General features: G+C 47.2%; 14 protein-coding genes. 3 read left to right on the forward strand and 11 right to left on the reverse strand.

Annotation, left to right across the window (positions count from 1 at the left end; genetic code table 11):
- Positions 1-18: 18 nt before the first annotated feature.
- Entirely contained in the window at positions 19-510 is a 492-nt protein-coding gene (locus tag DWY57_RS05975; protein ID WP_008662549.1) for an S-ribosylhomocysteine lyase, read from the forward strand.
- 105 nt (positions 511-615) lie between these two features.
- On the opposite strand, the gene DWY57_RS05980 is transcribed toward DWY57_RS05975, so the two are convergent.
- The 6 genes from DWY57_RS05980 to rpsO form a co-directional block, all read right to left on the reverse strand.
- Entirely contained in the window at positions 616-2,262 is a 1,647-nt protein-coding gene (locus tag DWY57_RS05980; protein ID WP_008662551.1) for an AMP-binding protein, read from the reverse strand.
- A gap of 73 nt (positions 2,263-2,335) precedes the next feature.
- Positions 2,336-2,911 (reverse strand): XRE family transcriptional regulator, encoded by a 576-nt coding sequence (locus DWY57_RS05985; RefSeq protein ID WP_005830747.1) that lies wholly within the window; start codon positions 2,909-2,911, stop codon positions 2,336-2,338.
- A gap of 177 nt (positions 2,912-3,088) precedes the next feature.
- Positions 3,089-5,413, reverse strand: coding sequence for an outer membrane beta-barrel family protein (locus tag DWY57_RS05990; RefSeq protein WP_119961496.1), 2,325 nt, complete (start codon positions 5,411-5,413; stop codon positions 3,089-3,091).
- Positions 5,414-5,556: 143 nt separating this feature from the next.
- Entirely contained in the window at positions 5,557-6,045 is a 489-nt protein-coding gene (locus DWY57_RS05995; RefSeq protein WP_005830743.1) for a DUF4251 domain-containing protein, read from the reverse strand.
- A gap of 13 nt (positions 6,046-6,058) precedes the next feature.
- Positions 6,059-6,946, reverse strand: coding sequence for a helix-turn-helix domain-containing protein (locus DWY57_RS06000; protein WP_119961467.1), 888 nt, complete (start codon positions 6,944-6,946; stop codon positions 6,059-6,061).
- 92 nt (positions 6,947-7,038) lie between these two features.
- A complete protein-coding gene (gene rpsO / locus DWY57_RS06005; RefSeq protein WP_005830737.1) occupies positions 7,039-7,308 on the reverse strand; it encodes a 30S ribosomal protein S15 in 270 nt (89 codons plus the stop codon).
- A 158-nt stretch (positions 7,309-7,466) separates the two neighbouring features.
- Between rpsO and typA the strand changes: the two genes are divergently transcribed.
- Positions 7,467-9,266 (forward strand): translational GTPase TypA, encoded by a 1,800-nt coding sequence (typA, locus tag DWY57_RS06010; RefSeq protein ID WP_005830735.1) that lies wholly within the window; start codon positions 7,467-7,469, stop codon positions 9,264-9,266.
- 90 nt (positions 9,267-9,356) lie between these two features.
- Here the strand turns inward: typA and DWY57_RS06015 are convergent, their stop codons facing one another.
- Complete coding sequence (locus DWY57_RS06015; protein WP_119961468.1) at positions 9,357-10,004, reverse strand: nitroreductase; 648 nt, start codon at positions 10,002-10,004, stop codon at positions 9,357-9,359.
- 138 nt (positions 10,005-10,142) lie between these two features.
- Positions 10,143-11,750, reverse strand: a complete 1,608-nt coding sequence (gene pckA, locus DWY57_RS06020) for a phosphoenolpyruvate carboxykinase (ATP) (RefSeq protein WP_008662559.1) — start codon at positions 11,748-11,750, stop codon at positions 10,143-10,145.
- Positions 11,751-12,126: 376 nt separating this feature from the next.
- On the opposite strand from pckA, the gene upp reads away from it, so the two are divergent.
- Positions 12,127-12,786: a uracil phosphoribosyltransferase gene (upp, locus tag DWY57_RS06025; RefSeq protein ID WP_005830723.1), complete on the forward strand. Its 660-nt coding sequence runs from the start codon at positions 12,127-12,129 to the stop codon at positions 12,784-12,786.
- Here the strand turns inward: upp and DWY57_RS06030 are convergent.
- The 3 genes from DWY57_RS06030 to DWY57_RS06040 are packed head-to-tail and all read right to left on the reverse strand — an operon-like array spanning position 12,729 to position 15,464.
- Entirely contained in the window at positions 12,729-13,817 is a 1,089-nt protein-coding gene (locus tag DWY57_RS06030; RefSeq protein WP_005830721.1) for a hypothetical protein, read from the reverse strand. The genes upp and DWY57_RS06030 overlap by 58 nt on opposite strands.
- 12 nt (positions 13,818-13,829) lie before the next feature.
- On the reverse strand, positions 13,830-15,218 hold the full coding sequence (locus DWY57_RS06035; protein WP_119961469.1) for an MBOAT family O-acyltransferase: 1,389 nt from the start codon (positions 15,216-15,218) through the stop codon (positions 13,830-13,832).
- A 3-nt stretch (positions 15,219-15,221) separates the two neighbouring features.
- Complete coding sequence (locus DWY57_RS06040) at positions 15,222-15,464, reverse strand: acyl carrier protein (protein WP_117600085.1); 243 nt, start codon at positions 15,462-15,464, stop codon at positions 15,222-15,224.
- Between the last annotated feature and the right edge of the window lie 7 nt (positions 15,465-15,471).

Here is a 15,471-nt window from a genome sequence, read left to right on the forward strand (position 1 = left end):
ACTTATAACTCATAACTCATGAAGAAGATTCCCAGTTTTACAATTGACCACATCCGCTTGTTGCGCGGTATTTACGTATCCCGCCAGGATGAAGTGAACGGAGAAACAGTCACTACTTTCGACATCCGTATGAAAGAGCCCAACCGTGAGCCTGCCTTGGGACAAGGTGCTCTGCATACTATCGAACATCTTGCCGCCACCTACCTGCGTAATGACCCGCAGTGGCAGGACAAGATTATCTATTGGGGCCCCATGGGCTGCCTCACCGGTAATTATCTGCTGATGAAAGGTGACTTGAAGCCGCAGGACATACTGGCGCTGATGCAGGACACCTTCCGCTTTGTTGCCGAATATGAAGGTGAAGTCCCCGGTGCCGCTCCGCAAGATTGCGGCAACTACCTGCTCCACGACCTTCCGATGGCTAAATGGGAGTCTGCCAAATACCTGCATGAGGTCTTGGAACAGATGAAAGAGGAGAATATGAAGTATCCGGAAAAAGAAGAAAAATAAGGGGGTTAGCGATTAGGGATTAAGGATGGGTTTATGCCTATATTAAAGTCTATGCGGCCCCAAATAATCCCTAATCGCTAACCCCTTATCTCTTATCCTTTATTATCACACAATCTCAATCCCCTGCTCCTTGCAAAGCTGTAATCCCAGGTCTTTCAGCTTGAATTTCTGTATCTTGCCACTTCCCGTCATGGGGAATTCTTTGATGAAGAAGATATACTTGGGTATCTTGTAGCGGGATATTTTGCCGATGCAGAAGTCTCGTACATCCGATTCGTGCATATCCACTCCTTCGTGCAGGATGATGAAAGCGCCTACGGCTTCACCGTATTTCTTAGAGGGAATACCGGCTACCTGCACGTCTTTTACGCCTTCCAGTTGATAGAGGAACTCTTCTATCTCGCGGGGATAGATATTTTCACCACCGCGGATAATCATGTCCTTGATGCGTCCTGTGATGCGGTAATTGCCGTCCTCGTCCTTTATTCCAAGGTCTCCCGAGTGCAGGAAGCCGTTCTCATCAATGACTTCGGCTGTGGCTTCCGGGTTTTTGTAGTAACCCTTCATGGTGTTGTATCCGCGGTTGCACATTTCACCTTGTACGCCTACGGGACACTCTTCTCCGGTTTCGGGGTCGATAACCTTTACTTCCGTATGTTCAAAGTCGTGTCCTACGGTATTGCAACGTACATCGAACGGGTCGTCTATCCGGGTGGCGGTCATTCCGGGAGCAGCTTCGGTCAGCCCGTAAACGCTGGTTACCTTCATGTACATTTTCTCTTCCACCTGCTTCATCAGCTCTACCGGGCAGAGGGAACCTGCCATGATACCCGTACGGAGGCTGGACATGTCGAACATGTCGAACATCGGATGGTTCAGTTCGGCAATGAACATGGTGGGTACGCCGTAAAGTGCCGTGCAGCGCTCCTTGTGGATAGAGGCGAGCACTACCAACGGGTTGAAGCGTTCCACCATTACTTCCGTACAGCCGTGTGTCAGGCAGTTCATGGTGGCAAGTACCACGCCAAAGCAGTGGAACAATGGTACGCAGACGCAGAGCTTGTCGTCGGCAGTAAACTTCATGTGCTCACCGGTAAGGAAACCGTTGTTGGCAATGTTGTAGTGGGTAAGCATGACGCCTTTCGGGAATCCCGTAGTGCCGGAGGTGTATTGCATGTTCACTACATCGTGGCAAGTGACCTGACTTTTGAGCTCATTCAGGCGGCTGTCTTCTATATTGTTGCCCAAGAGAAGTATTTCGGCCGTGTTGTACATGCCCCGGTGCTTCTCCTGCCCCACGTAGATGACATTTTTCATATAAGGGAAACGTTCGCTTTTCAAGTGTCCGCGTTGGCAGGTCTTCAGTTCCGGAAGCATGGTATAGGTCATCTGCACAAAGTCACTGTCCTTTTCGCCATTGACGATGCAGAGGGTATGCATGTCGGAGTTCTGGCAGAGATATTCCAGCTCGGACTGTTTGTAGTTGGTGTTTACCGTTACGTAGACGGCACCTATCTTGGCGCAAGCGTATAATAGAGTCAGCCAGTCGGGTACGTTAGCTGCCCAGATACCTACGTGTGTTCCTCGTTCCACGCCGATGGCGATAAGCCCTTTGGCCATGTCGTCCACCCGGCGGTTGAACTGGCTCCAGGTGAAACGCAGGTTGCGGTCGGAGTAAACGATATATTCTTTGTCTGGTGTTGTTTCGGCCCAATGTTCCAACCATTGGCCGAGGGTGCGTTCGTATAACATGATGTGGAAGTTGAAAGTGGAAAGGTGAAAATAGAAAGTATTTATCATTTTCCATTTTCACCTTTCCATTAATTTAAATAGGTGTATAAACTACTGCAAGTATCTTGGCTGCCTGCCCTTCATAGGCGTGTACGTGGTGCGGAACGATGGAATCGTAATAGATGCTGTCACCTTCTTCGAGCAGGTAGGTGTTTTTGCCGTAACTGATTTCCATGGTCCCTTCCATCACCATGATGAATTCTTCGCCTTCGTGTGAGGAGAGTACAAAGTCACTGTCGTCCGTAGCGGCCACATCAATGATAAACGGCTCCATGTGGCGGTCGGCTTTGGATTTGGAGAGTGAATGATACTCCATATGCTTGCGGCTGTGGATGGCATTGTTGGAGAAACTGATGCTGTTCTGCGACTCGTCCTTACGGCAGACTACGGGACCGTTCTCATCTTGGTCGTCAAGAAAAGTCCCCAAACGTACACCCAGTACACGCGCTATCTTGATGAGGGGAGCCAGTGACGGGAGGTCAATGTTGTTTTCTATACGTTCAATCTGTTCGATAGCAAGTCCCGAACGCTGTGCCAGTTCTTCCATACTGATGGATTGGCTTTCACGGAGTGATTTTATTTTTTCTCCTACAATTTTGCTGGTATCCATAATGATAGTATTTTGGGGTCGAAAAGTTATAATTTATAGTTCTTAAACCGCAAAAATAAGAGAAACTTTTACTTGATGCAACATTCTGAGGGAAAATATTGCTGAAATATCTCCGGTGGTCGGCTTATTTGTATAATATTCTTCTGTTCTGTTTCTCTTTCTTCCCCAAAGTTCTGTTTATAGCCGCTTCAAGTCTTGTTCCGATACGTGCTTTCCTTTGTACGCTTTGCCTGCTGCATTGAAACGATAGCTTAGGTTCAGGGAGAAGCTGCGCGAGTCCGGGTTTGCCTTTTTCGTATAGGTCAGCCGGGGACCGAACAGCATGAAGGAGCCATACCGGGAATTCCACAGGTCATTGGCTTGCAGTCCGAGCGTCAGCCTTTTGTTGAAGAATGTTTTGCGGATGCCAGCGTCTATGCCCCAATAGGAACGTTGCAGCATGGCGCCGAAGTTGCCTTCGCTCTGGTAGTCGGCATCAAGGGAGAGAATCCACCCGTCCGGAAGCTGGAGACTGTTTTGCAGAAAGAGGTAAATGCTGCCGCGATTCATATTCTTGCTACTGCCTTGATTGGTGACTTTGAAGAACGGTTGGGCGAAGTAGATGCCGAGCTCCGGTTTCCAGATGCCGACGGTGGGTGACAGATGGGCAGAGGCGGTGAGATACTGCATCCGTTTGAAATTTCCGGTAGTGAAGATGACAACATCCGGATTGTCCTCGTATTCTTTGGTCATGAAGGCAATGGCATTGCGGCGGTATTGGTAGTTGAGTCCGAATTGCATCCACTTGTAAAGGACCGTGAACTGCAGGTCGTGGTTGGTTTCGGGGGTAAGCAGCGGGTTTCCGCCTTCGTAGATGAAACGGTTGTTATAACTCAGTGTGCTACGTAGCTGGAAGAAGCTGGGGCGGTTGCTTTTGGCTGTATAGCTGAGATTGGCTTGGGCTTTGCCGAGAGGAAAGTCTACCGATAGGTTGGGGCACCAGTCATTGTAAGTACGACTTTGACCGGACACGTACTTTTCCTGCTCCCAATAGTCGGAGACGGCATGCTCGAAGCGCAGTCCTGCAAGAAGGCTGATTTTTCCTAATGTCAGTGAGTATTCGGCAAAGACGGCAGACTTGCTTTCGTCGATTCGACTGTCTGTATCGGGAAGTATATGCTGCCGGTTCAGGAAATTGTCATTCCGCCGGATGAAGGTGTAATCGGCACCGGTCTTCAGTTCACCTTTCCAAAGGGGATGGGTCAGAATCAACTTGGCGGCATAAAGGCGGTTGTCGGCGTGGTTGAAAGAGCTGATGTCGCGATTGCCTTCGGTCTGGCTTTCTTCTTGAGCCTCCTGGTGATCATAGCTTTTGCCGTACACCAGGTCGGTGGTGAAGTTTATGTGGAGTTGCTTTATGCTGCCCTGATAGTAGGCATTCAGCTGGTGTCGGCTAGTTTGCTGCAGGTTTTGGGAGGAATGTATGGTGTGATCGGCCAGTTCTTCATTTGCCCGGACGGTATATGCCGAATGGTCACTGCTGTGATAATCGGGGGTACGATGAAACTCATAGGAGGCACCGAGGCTGTGTTGGGGGGTGAAGTCGTAACTGGCGCTTGCTTTTCCTCCGGCAAGCAGTCCCTTATTATACAAGTGAACCTGGTTATTTACATCCCATTGTATTTCGGACGGTATCTGGTAGCGAACCTCCTGGTGGCGTTTTCTGTTTTCATAATTGATGTATAGCATGCCCAGTAGGGATAGTCCTTTCTTCTGATAATTCAGATCGACTTGTCCGTAATGGTTGCTGCGTCTCCGTTGGGTGATTCCTGCACGGAAATTACCGCCAAAACAGTCTCTTTTGTTACGTACGGTGCGTATGCGCACAACGGCTTTAACGGTAGCATCGTATTCTGCACCCGGGTTGGTGATGAGCTCCACTTTTTCAATATCGGCGGCAGAGAGGCGTTGCAGTTCGGAGTTGTCTTGCAGAAGGCGGTTATCTATATAGATGACCGGTGTCCCTTTGCCAAAAACGGTATACCCCTCATCAGAGGAGCGCAGTCCGGGGATATGTTTCAATACGTCGTTGGCATCATTCAAGGATGCTAGTAGGGTTTGCCGTACGCTTGTCTCCAACTTTCCGCCCTTTAGTCGGAAAACGGGGCGGGCGGCGGTGATGACGGTTTCCGCAAGTAGCACGGCATCGGTTTGCAATATCCAGTTGTGGGTACTCCCGGTGGGGCAAGGCTGGCAAAGGGCTTTGTAACCGATGGAAGAAACTTGTAGTAGATAGTTTCCGGGAGCGGGAGGGAGAAGTTCAAAACTACCGTCGCTTCGGCTGCACGTTCCTTGTATGAAGGTGGAATCTTCGGAAAGGAGGGCGATGTTGGCAAACTCTATTGGTTGCTTTTCCTCTGTGAGAATTTTACCTCGGATGGAGGGTGTTGCCGGGCTGGTTTGTGCTTTTGTTGTCGTGACGCTCATTAGGAGCAGGGCAAGAATACATATTATCTGTTTCATGTTCCGGTTGTTGTTTGATTTCGGGACACGAAGGTATCCGCTTTCTGCCGGGATGGAAGAAACAAAAAGCGGATAGTTGTCTGACATTTGCCTGACAATAGACTGACAATGCCTTCTTTTGTCCTTTTAAAGGGGGAAGATGATTACTTTTCTGTATCCATCTCTCCGGTGAACGAGATGGACTGTTTGTTCATGGGTTGCACATGGATACTGGTAGAACCATCGGGAAAGATGGTGAGGCGGTACTCATAATTGTCTTCATCACTACGGGTCTTGAAGTCTATTTGGATTTTGCCTTTTTTGAGTGCTCTGGTTGTGTATCCGGTGATGGATGCATTGAAATTCAGGCTCTTGCCTCCTCCATACGGGGCATTGTAGGCCACTCCAAAGTAAGGCAGGTAAGAGAAAACGGAGTCGTTTCTGATTTCCAGTGTGTAGTTGGTGGTCAAGTTACGGCTACCGCCTCTCATCGGTTGCATCCGATCTACGTTGATTTTGTATTGTTTAGCAGCAATAGCTTCTTTTACAGCACGTTCAGTGCGCTCTTTCTTTTCGTTACGGTTTTGGGCGGTTGTCGGCATTGCGACAGTCAGGCAGATTAGCCCTAATAGGATAAGTTTGTTAGTCTTCATGATTCTATAATGTTTAGGTTTTTATTTCCAGTCCGTAGGCGCGGCCACGATCTGTTGTTATTCTGAGGTTGCTGTTGTCCTCGACAATGGGCTTCAGACGCCGTATCAATGTGTAAAGCGTTTCGTCTGCATTGTCTTTTCCCGGCCATAGCGATTGGCAGATGTCGGATTTGAAAAGTAGGTGTGAGGAAGAAAGGTAGAACATCTCCATCAGTGTGTACTGCATGGGGGTGAGTTTTAGCTTTTCCTGCTGTTCGTTATAGAAGCAGGCTTCCTGGAGGGAAAGCGAAAGGTTGCCGAAGGTAATGAAGTTTTCTTGTTGCTGCCCGTTACTGGCATTAGTCTTTGTGTGCCGGTGGAAATAGAAGAAAGTGAATCCTCCCCACAGCAAGGCTGCCAATAGCAATGTTGCCGGAATTGTCTGCTTGGATAAGCTGAACAGCATGGCAGCTGAGCAGCGGGCATATCCCCGGAAAGAAAGTGTCAGCCCAGATGCATCGGCTGTGGTGGAGAGCCATACCAATGTGTCGCTGGCAAGACATCCGGCAGGAATCTCATTGAATACGGTGGCGGGAGCATTCTTTTTCAGTATATGTAGCGAAAGGGTAGAAACATCTTTCAATCCGGTGATGGACAATGCTTCGGTAAAGGCTCTGTGGAAACCGCTTACGGAAACGGGAGTACCCATCACTTCTTGCAACTTGGCATAGGTTTGGATGGTATCTGCATTCAACCATAATCTCTTGTGCTGCAATACCGTGCGTTGCAGTGCCTGGTTCAAGTCAGAGACCACACGTTGTTCTGCCTGTGAATAGCTGCGATAACCGAAGCCGAATGATAGCAGTATCAATAGAAAAGTGATTGCTATCGAAAGATTTGCTGCTGATACTTTTCTTTTCATGGATACAAAATTAGGTATAAATCGGATTATAAACAAAAAAGGAAGTTTCCTTTTGGAAAACTTCCTTTTTTGATGGTTTTGCCGCAAGTAGATTACTTACGCAAGCCGAGTTCTTTGACGATAGCACGATATCTGGTGATGTCGCGGTCCTTCAGATAAGTCAGCAACGCACGGCGTTTACCTACCAACATAGTCAAAGCTCTTTCTGTACTATAATCCTTTCTGTTGAGCTTAAGGTGCTCAGTCAGACGAGCAATACGGTAGGAAAACAAAGCTATCTGAGCCTCAGCTGAGCCAGTATCAGTGTTAGACTTTCCGTATTTGCCGAAGATTTCTTGCTTTTTAGCAGCGTCTAAATACATAATGTTTAATTAAAAGTTATTATAAATATTCCCTTTCGGGGCTGCAAAGATAGGGATAAACTTTTATATCACAATGATATTCAGCAAAAAAATCATATCTATACTGCATATCTAATCCAAAATCACTAACTTTGTCGCCTGAAAATAATAGGTATTATATGCAAAAGATTAGAAACATTGCAATTATTGCCCATGTGGACCATGGGAAAACGACGCTCGTTGACAAGATGCTTTTGGCCGGAAACCTTTTCCGCAGCAACCAGAGCACAGGTGAATTAATGTTGGATAACAATGACCTGGAGCGTGAACGAGGTATAACGATTCTCTCAAAGAACGTTTCTATCAACTACAAAGACACCAAGATTAACATTATTGATACTCCGGGACACAGTGACTTCGGAGGTGAAGTGGAACGTGTATTGAATATGGCGGATGGATGCATTCTGCTTGTGGATGCTTTCGAAGGTCCTATGCCGCAGACACGGTTTGTATTGCAGAAAGCTCTGCAGATTGGTCTGAAACCTATCGTTGTTGTGAATAAGGTGGATAAGCCAAATTGCCGTCCCGAAGAAGTGTACGAGATGGTGTTCGACTTGATGTTCAGCCTGAATGCAACCGAGGACCAGCTGGATTTCCCCGTTATCTACGGTTCTGCCAAGAATAATTGGATGAGTACCGACTGGCAGCAGCCGACTGATAACATTTATCCGCTTCTGGACTGTATCTTGGAGAATATTCCTGCCCCCGAACAGTTGGAAGGTACACCGCAAATGCTGGTTACTTCGCTGGATTATTCTTCGTATACCGGGCGTATTGCTGTGGGCCGCGTACACCGTGGCATATTGAAAGAAGGCATGAATGTGTCTTTGGCAAAGCGTGACGGGAGTATCGTGAAATCAAAAATCAAGGAATTGCATACATTCGAAGGTATGGGCCGTGTAAAGGTGCAGGAAGTGTCTTCCGGTGACATCTGTGCATTGGTAGGTATCGAAGGATTCGAAATCGGAGATACGGTCTGCGATTACGAAAATCCGGAAGCATTGCCGCCTATTGCCATTGATGAACCTACGATGAGTATGCTCTTCACCATTAATGACTCTCCGTTCTTCGGTAAGGAAGGTAAGTTTGTTACTTCCCGCCACATCCACGACCGTTTGATGAAGGAGTTGGATAAGAATCTTGCACTTCGCGTGCGCAAGAGCGAGGAAGACGGCAAGTGGATTGTTTCCGGCCGTGGCGTGCTTCATCTTTCCGTACTGATTGAGACCATGCGTCGTGAAGGGTATGAGTTGCAGGTAGGGCAACCGCAGGTAATCTTCAAGGAGATTGACGGCGTGAAATGCGAACCTATCGAAGAGCTAACCATCAATGTTCCCGAAGAATATGCCAGCAAGATGATTGATATGGTGACCCGTCGTAAAGGTGAAATGGTGAAGATGGAAAGTGCCGGCGAACGTGTAAACCTTGAGTTCGACATGCCGTCACGCGGTATCATCGGTCTGCGTACCAACGTGCTGACCGCTTCTGCCGGCGAGGCTATCATGGCACACCGTTTTAAGGAATACCAGCCGTATAAGGGTGAAATTGAACGGCGTACCAACGGTTCTATGATTGCCATGGAGTCCGGTACGGCTTTTGCCTATGCCATTGACAAGTTGCAGGACCGCGGCAAATTCTTCATTTTCCCGCAGGAAGAGGTTTATGCAGGCCAGGTAGTGGGTGAGCATTCCCATGACAACGACTTGGTGATTAATGTAACGAAGTCCAAGAAGCTTACCAATATGCGTGCCAGTGGTTCGGATGACAAGGCACGTCTGATACCTCCCGTACAGTTCTCTCTTGAGGAGGCGCTGGAATACATCAAGGAGGATGAATACGTGGAAGTTACTCCTAAATCAATGCGTATGCGTAAGGTTATCCTCGATGAGCTTGAGCGTAAACGCGCAAACAAGAACTGATAAACAGAAGAGTTTTAGTTGTTATATATGAAAGGAGTGCCCCGCCGAAAGGTGAGGCACTCCTTTTTATTGTCGTCATTCAAACGAAAGTCAATCGATGAATTTTACCTTTACCGCATTACGGGGTTTGGCAGCGGGCGTTTCGTCCGGATAGCCGAAAGCGATACAGTAAAGTAGCTGATAGCCTTCCGGAATATCCAGTTTCTTCAGGTATTCGGCAGCAGCCGGAGTAGAGGTCATGAAGCGCGTGGGACCACCCAAGCAGCAAGAACCGATTCCCATGGACCAGGCTGATAGAATCATATTCTCACCCAACAGTCCACAGTCAATCTGTGAAAGGTCATAAGACGGGTCATTGGCAATAAATACCACTGTAGAAGCGTTGCGGAACATGTTCTTGAATTTCGGGTCTTCGGTGGCTTTGGGATTTTCCTTCTTGTAGATTTCCGTGATGCCGTTGATGAAATCTGGGTTATCCACTACACGTACTTCCCACGATTGCTTGTTCTGTCCGTTGGGTGCATTGATACCGCAATCCAGGATAATCTGCATGGTGTCGCGATTCACGGCTTGCGGTTTGTACTGGCGGATGCTGCGGCGTGACATGATGGTTTCAATTACCGCATTCTCTTTACTTTCATTTGCATTGGCAGCTTGGGTCTCTTTCTGGACCTGGGCACCGCAACTGCAGAGCAGTAACAAACTTGCGCCTGCCAACATCAATCTGATACTTTTTATATTGCTTTATTTGAATAATGGTTTCTGCAAAACTACTAAAACTTTCGGATTATCAATGAGATAGAGATGTTAAAAAAGGAAAAAGGCATCTCCCGGAGGAGATGCCTTTTTTCATATGTTTCTAACTTTATTGTCAGATTAGAGCTTCGGACCAGCAGCAACCAAAGCCTTACCAGCTTCGTTGCCAGTGAACTTAGCGAAGTTCTTGATGAAGCGGCCAGCCAGGTCTTTTGCTTTTTCTTCCCATTGGCAAGCGCATTCGTAAGTATCGCGAGGATCAAGAATCTTCGGATCTACGTTAGGCAATTCAGTAGGAACCACGAAGTCGAAGAAAGGAATAACCTTCGTCGGAGCCTTGTCGATAGAACCGTCGAGGATAGCGTCGATGATACCACGAGTATCTTTGATGGAGATACGTTTGCCGCTACCGTTCCAACCAGTGTTAACCAAGTATGCCTTAGCACCAACCTTGTTCATCTTCTTAACCAATTCTTCTGCATATTTAGTAGGATGCAAGCTCAAGAAAGCAGCACCGAAGCAAGCAGAGAATGTCGGAGTCGGTTCAGTGATACCACGTTCTGTACCAGCCAACTTAGCAGTAAAGCCAGACAAGAAGTAGTACTGAGCTTGTTCAGGGTTCAGGATAGATACCGGAGGTAATACACCGAATGCGTCGGCAGACAAGAAAATTACCTGGTGAGCGTGAGGACCCTTAGAAACCGGTTTAACAATGTTATTGATGTGGTAGATAGGATAAGAAACACGAGTGTTTTCTGTTACGCTCTTGTCAGCGAAGTCAATCTTGCCGTCAGCAGCAACTGTAACGTTCTCCAACAGAGCGTCACGCTTGATGGCAGCGTAGATATCGGGTTCGCTTTCTTTATCCAGGTTGATAACCTTAGCATAGCAACCACCTTCGTAGTTGAATACACCTTCGTCATCCCATCCGTGTTCATCGTCACCGATCAACAGACGTTTCGGGTCAGTTGACAAGGTAGTCTTACCAGTACCGGACAGACCGAAGAAGATAGCAGAGTCAGTACCTTCCATGTTAGTGTTGGCAGAGCAGTGCATAGAAGCGATACCACGCAACGGGTTCTTGTAGTTCATGATAGAGAACATACCCTTCTTCATTTCACCGCCGTACCAAGTGTTCAAGATAACCTGTTCGTTGGTCTTCAAGTTGAATACAGTAGCTGTTTCAGAGTTCAGACCCAGTTCCTTGTAGTTGTCAACTTTTGCCTTAGAAGCGTTGAATGATACGAAATCGGGTTCTCCGTAGTTAGCCAGTTCTTCAGCAGTCGGGCGGATGAACATGTTAGTTACGAAGTGAGCCTGCCATGCCACTTCCATGATGAAACGTACTTTCATACGAGTAGCGGGGTTGGCACCACAGAAGGTATCAACAACAAACAGACGCTTGCCGCTCAGCTGCTTAACAGCTTTAGCTTTCAAGTCAGCCCAAGCTTCTTCAGAGCAAGGTTTGTTGTCGTTTTTGTATTCTTCAGAAGTCCACCATACAGAATCCTTGCTGGCTTCATTCATTACGAAGAATTTATCTTTAGGAGAACGACCGGTATAGATACCTGTCATTACATTTACAGCACCCAGTTCAGTTACCTGACCTTTTTCAAAACCTTCCAAACCTGGTTTGGTTTCTTCTGCGAACAGTACATCGTAAGACGGGTTGTGGATAATTTCCTTCACGTCTTGGATACCGTACTTGCTTAAATCTAAATTTGCCATTTCTTTTAATGATTTAAAATGTTGGTATTTGGTTTATAATCTCTTTCCTTAATCTCTTTTTACCTTTGATTTACAAGGGAAAACGGGTGTAGAAAAGCTCTTTTTTTCCTGCTTTTCAGCAGGTCCCTTGTTTTTCGCCTACAAAAGTAATACTTTCTTTTTAAAGAAAAGCTCTATTAGAGAAATTTTTCTCTAATAGGAAATCTTTTATAAAACCATAACAATATCTGCTAACTGAATGTTGCAAATTGAGTGAAATTCGTTTACTTTGCAGCAGATTTTAATGTGCTAATGTGCTGATATGCCAATGTGCTAATTGCCATGCGGCATTACGTACACCACATTTGCACATTAGCACATTAGCACATTTATAGTTATGAAGGTTATCAACTTTGCCGAGACAAATTCTGTCTTGAACCAATACGTGGCGGAAATTCGTGATGTAGCAGTCCAGGGCGACCGTATGCGTTTCCGCCGTAATATTGAACGCATTGGAGAGATAATGGCGTATGAAATGAGTAAGGAACTGACGTATTCTGTCAAGCAGGTACAGACTCCCTTGGGGGTGGCGTCGGTCAGCACACCCGATGACGAGGTGGTGATTGCCACTGTTTTCCGTGCCGGATTGCCTTTGCATACTGGATTCTTGAATATGTTCGACCATGCCGGGAACGCTTTTGTTTCCGCTTACCGTTATTATAAGGATAAGGAATGCCGTACGGTGGATGTACACATCGAATACATCGCTACTCCGGATTTGTCCAAGAAGACATTATTGATTGTAGACCCGATGCTTGCCACGGGAGAAAGTATGGAATTGGCCTGGAAGGCCTTCGTCACCAAGGGGATGCCGGCCAAGTTGCAGATAGCTTGTGTCATAGCCAGCCAGCAGGGCGTAGAGCATCTGGAAAAGCTGTTCCCTGGAGATGAAGTGACCTTGTGGTGTGCAGCAATCGACCCGGAGATGAACGAGCATTCCTATATCGTTCCCGGGCTGGGAGATGCCGGAGATTTGGCGTTCGGTGACAAGATATAAGGTTCATATATCTTTTCCATCAGCCTTTTCCCAAGTGCGGGCCTATAATGACCCGGTTCATAATAATTGTGGATGTCTTCCGTGTATTCGTTGATACCGGTGAAATCAAATACATTCCGTTTTCCGAAGAAGCGCTTCAGTGTCTTTACGTCGGCAGGGTTTATGTTGACTTGCAGGTAGTCGGGACTGATAATGATTTTTACATCGGTATCATGTTTCCGGCAAATCCACTTTATTTCCTGCAACAGATTGATTTGCTTTTCCCTGAGCACTTGGGGGGCTTCCCGGTATTTCCCGTCTCTATAATTCTTCATTTTCTCTTTGGTGAATTCTCCTTTCCGGTTTTCCCAGTACTTATCTCCCTCTTCCTTTATCATTTTCTCTCTGGGATTTAACACGTCATTGGTTACCGGGTTTCGGGTGGAGCCATAGGGGTTTATAACCCCTTTCATGTAAGGGCGATAGGTATGGAACAGCTTGTAGTCCAGATAGGGGAAGAGAAAGTTCGGGTAGAAGAAGGCTTGGCAGAATTCCTTCTGAAACTTGAAGCTGCTTATTCCCGATATGGCGGGTGGCAGAATGTTGGAATGTCCGGTCAGGCAACGGTCGTTGTGCAATGATTCCTTGTCGATAATCAGCAGCAGGTTCTTGATTGTTGCACCTGCCTTGTCCAGTGCCTTCAGCTTCAGGCAGACGGCGGCAAGGCTTTCGGCATTTCCGAATAGCCGTACGGCTCTTCCGCCGTGGAGGTATTTCTCCCATTCATGGCATTGATAAGCCATAGTGCAGGAGTTTCCCATGATATAGGAGTCGATGGGGATGGTATCCCGGTTGTTCAGATACATCTGCCACCCCACGTGCCCTTCGTTTAGTACAACCGGGGTTTGGTCGTATCGTTCATAGTTCTTCAGGACCATGAAAGGGTCGTCCAGGAAATAGACTGCCAGTAGGGCTATAAAAGGGATAAAAAGGATAAAGAGCTTTTTCATGAAACGTATGGCTGCGTTCCGTTCGCTGTTTTTCTTCATCATGTGTCTTTATTGTCAAAATTGTAAATATATGAAGCTGTCCGAGTTGAACTGTCCCAGTGTGAAAAGTATTATGGCGAGCAGATAATAGATACTCCATCTTACGGCTGCCGGCTGTCGTCCGAGGGCTTCTAGCAAATCATGCTTGGACATGAAATATTCGTAAACCAATATCAGTACGAGTGCGCTTCCTGCCACAATGCTGTTGTGGTCCGGCATTCCGATGTTCATTTCCTTCCAACTGTAATGTACGCCGAAGGAGAGGTGGCTGATGTAGTGGAACGCTTCGGCCATAGAACTTGCCCGGAAGAATATCAGAGATACGGCAAAAAGTAGGTAGGTCCTTACGACGGATAATGTGGCATATAAGCGGCTTTCCAATTGGGCTTTCAGTCTGCGGTGAAATGCTGTGGTCTTCATCTCGTAGAAGATGATGACACCTTGAATTAGTCCGTAGACAGCGAAGTTCCATCCGGCACCATGCCAGATACCCAGTCCCGTGAAGGTCAGCGCCAGACTTAGAAATACGCCCCATTGTCCCCATCCACGCAGGTTCGAGGACAACGGGAGGTACAGATAGTCGCGTACCCAGAATGAAAGCGACATGTGCCATCGGCGCCAGAAGTCGGCAGTGGTCTGTGCAATGAACGGCCGGTTGAAGTTTGGGCTGAGCTTGAATCCCAGCATGCGCGCTCCTCCCAATGCGATGTCGGTATATCCGGAGAAGTCGGCATACAGCTCTATCGGATATAGGAGGCATGCCATCAGCAATTGCACGCCCGAGGCTGTGTATACCGACCCGAAGACACCGTCTATGTATGGGGCGATGGAGTCGGCCAGTATCAGTTTCTTTATTAGTCCCACGACAATCAGTCTCATTCCGTAGACCATGGATGTATAGTCCGTGGCTTTGCAGGACTTCAGTTGGGGGAGCATGTCACTTGCTCTTTCTATGGGACCGGAAAGGAACTTCATGAAGAAGAGCATGTATATCATGAAGTCGGGCAGGCTCTTTTCCGGTTCTTCTTCTTGCCAGTAGATTTCTGTCAGGTACGAAATGGCCTGGAAAGTATAGAAAGAGATTCCCAGTGGAAAGAGAATGTGGCAGTTTGTAAGCCGGTCAGCATACCGGAATGCCAACCAGCTTACAACCAGAAAACACACACCTGAAAAATAAATTCCCTTCATGCCGCTTTCCCGCTTGGCCTGTCCTATCCATTTGCCAAGGTAGAAGGTGGTAAGCGTGAGGATGAGGGCCGTTATCAGAAAAGCGAGGTGGTAGAAGCCTATGAAGAGGCAGCTGGCTGTCAGTAAGGTCGCTTTTCTGAATCGTGAAGGAAGCGTATGGTATAGAATGAAAGTACACGCAAACAGTACGACGAAGTTCAGGGATATGAATGACATTTCCTAGTTGGTTTTGGTTAAAATGGCATGGCAGATGTCTCCCACGTTTTTGAGTTTTACAATATCTCTGAAGGTGAAGCGTACATTGAATTTCTTCTCTATCTTGTTTATCAGTTGCATGTTGGTCAGTGAATCCCATCCTTCTATATCCTGGGCGGTGGTCTCATTGTCAAGTACGATGTTCTCTCTTTTCAGTACCTCTCGAAAGATGAGGCTCATTTCATTCAAAATAGTCTGTGTATCCATTGTCAAG

This window comes from Bacteroides sp. AF25-5LB, assembly GCF_003602965.1.
GTDB lineage: Bacteria > Bacteroidota > Bacteroidia > Bacteroidales > Bacteroidaceae > Bacteroides > Bacteroides uniformis.

Coding starts and splice junctions, on each gene's coding strand:
- DWY57_RS05975 (WP_008662549.1), top strand. CDS start 19: ATGAAGAAGATTCCCAGTTTTACAATTGACCACATCCGCTTGTTGCGC.
- DWY57_RS05980 (WP_008662551.1), bottom strand. CDS start 2,262: ATGTTATACGAACGCACCCTCGGCCAATGGTTGGAACATTGGGCCGAA.
- DWY57_RS05985 (WP_005830747.1), bottom strand. CDS start 2,911: ATGGATACCAGCAAAATTGTAGGAGAAAAAATAAAATCACTCCGTGAA.
- DWY57_RS05990 (WP_119961496.1), bottom strand. CDS start 5,413: ATGAAACAGATAATATGTATTCTTGCCCTGCTCCTAATGAGCGTCACG.
- DWY57_RS05995 (WP_005830743.1), bottom strand. CDS start 6,045: ATGAAGACTAACAAACTTATCCTATTAGGGCTAATCTGCCTGACTGTC.
- DWY57_RS06000 (WP_119961467.1), bottom strand. CDS start 6,946: ATGAAAAGAAAAGTATCAGCAGCAAATCTTTCGATAGCAATCACTTTT.
- rpsO (WP_005830737.1), bottom strand. CDS start 7,308: ATGTATTTAGACGCTGCTAAAAAGCAAGAAATCTTCGGCAAATACGGA.
- typA (WP_005830735.1), top strand. CDS start 7,467: ATGCAAAAGATTAGAAACATTGCAATTATTGCCCATGTGGACCATGGG.
- pckA (WP_008662559.1), bottom strand. CDS start 11,750: ATGGCAAATTTAGATTTAAGCAAGTACGGTATCCAAGACGTGAAGGAA.
- upp (WP_005830723.1), top strand. CDS start 12,127: ATGAAGGTTATCAACTTTGCCGAGACAAATTCTGTCTTGAACCAATAC.
- DWY57_RS06030 (WP_005830721.1), bottom strand. CDS start 13,817: ATGATGAAGAAAAACAGCGAACGGAACGCAGCCATACGTTTCATGAAA.
- DWY57_RS06035 (WP_119961469.1), bottom strand. CDS start 15,218: ATGTCATTCATATCCCTGAACTTCGTCGTACTGTTTGCGTGTACTTTC.
- DWY57_RS06040 (WP_117600085.1), bottom strand. CDS start 15,464: ATGGATACACAGACTATTTTGAATGAAATGAGCCTCATCTTTCGAGAG.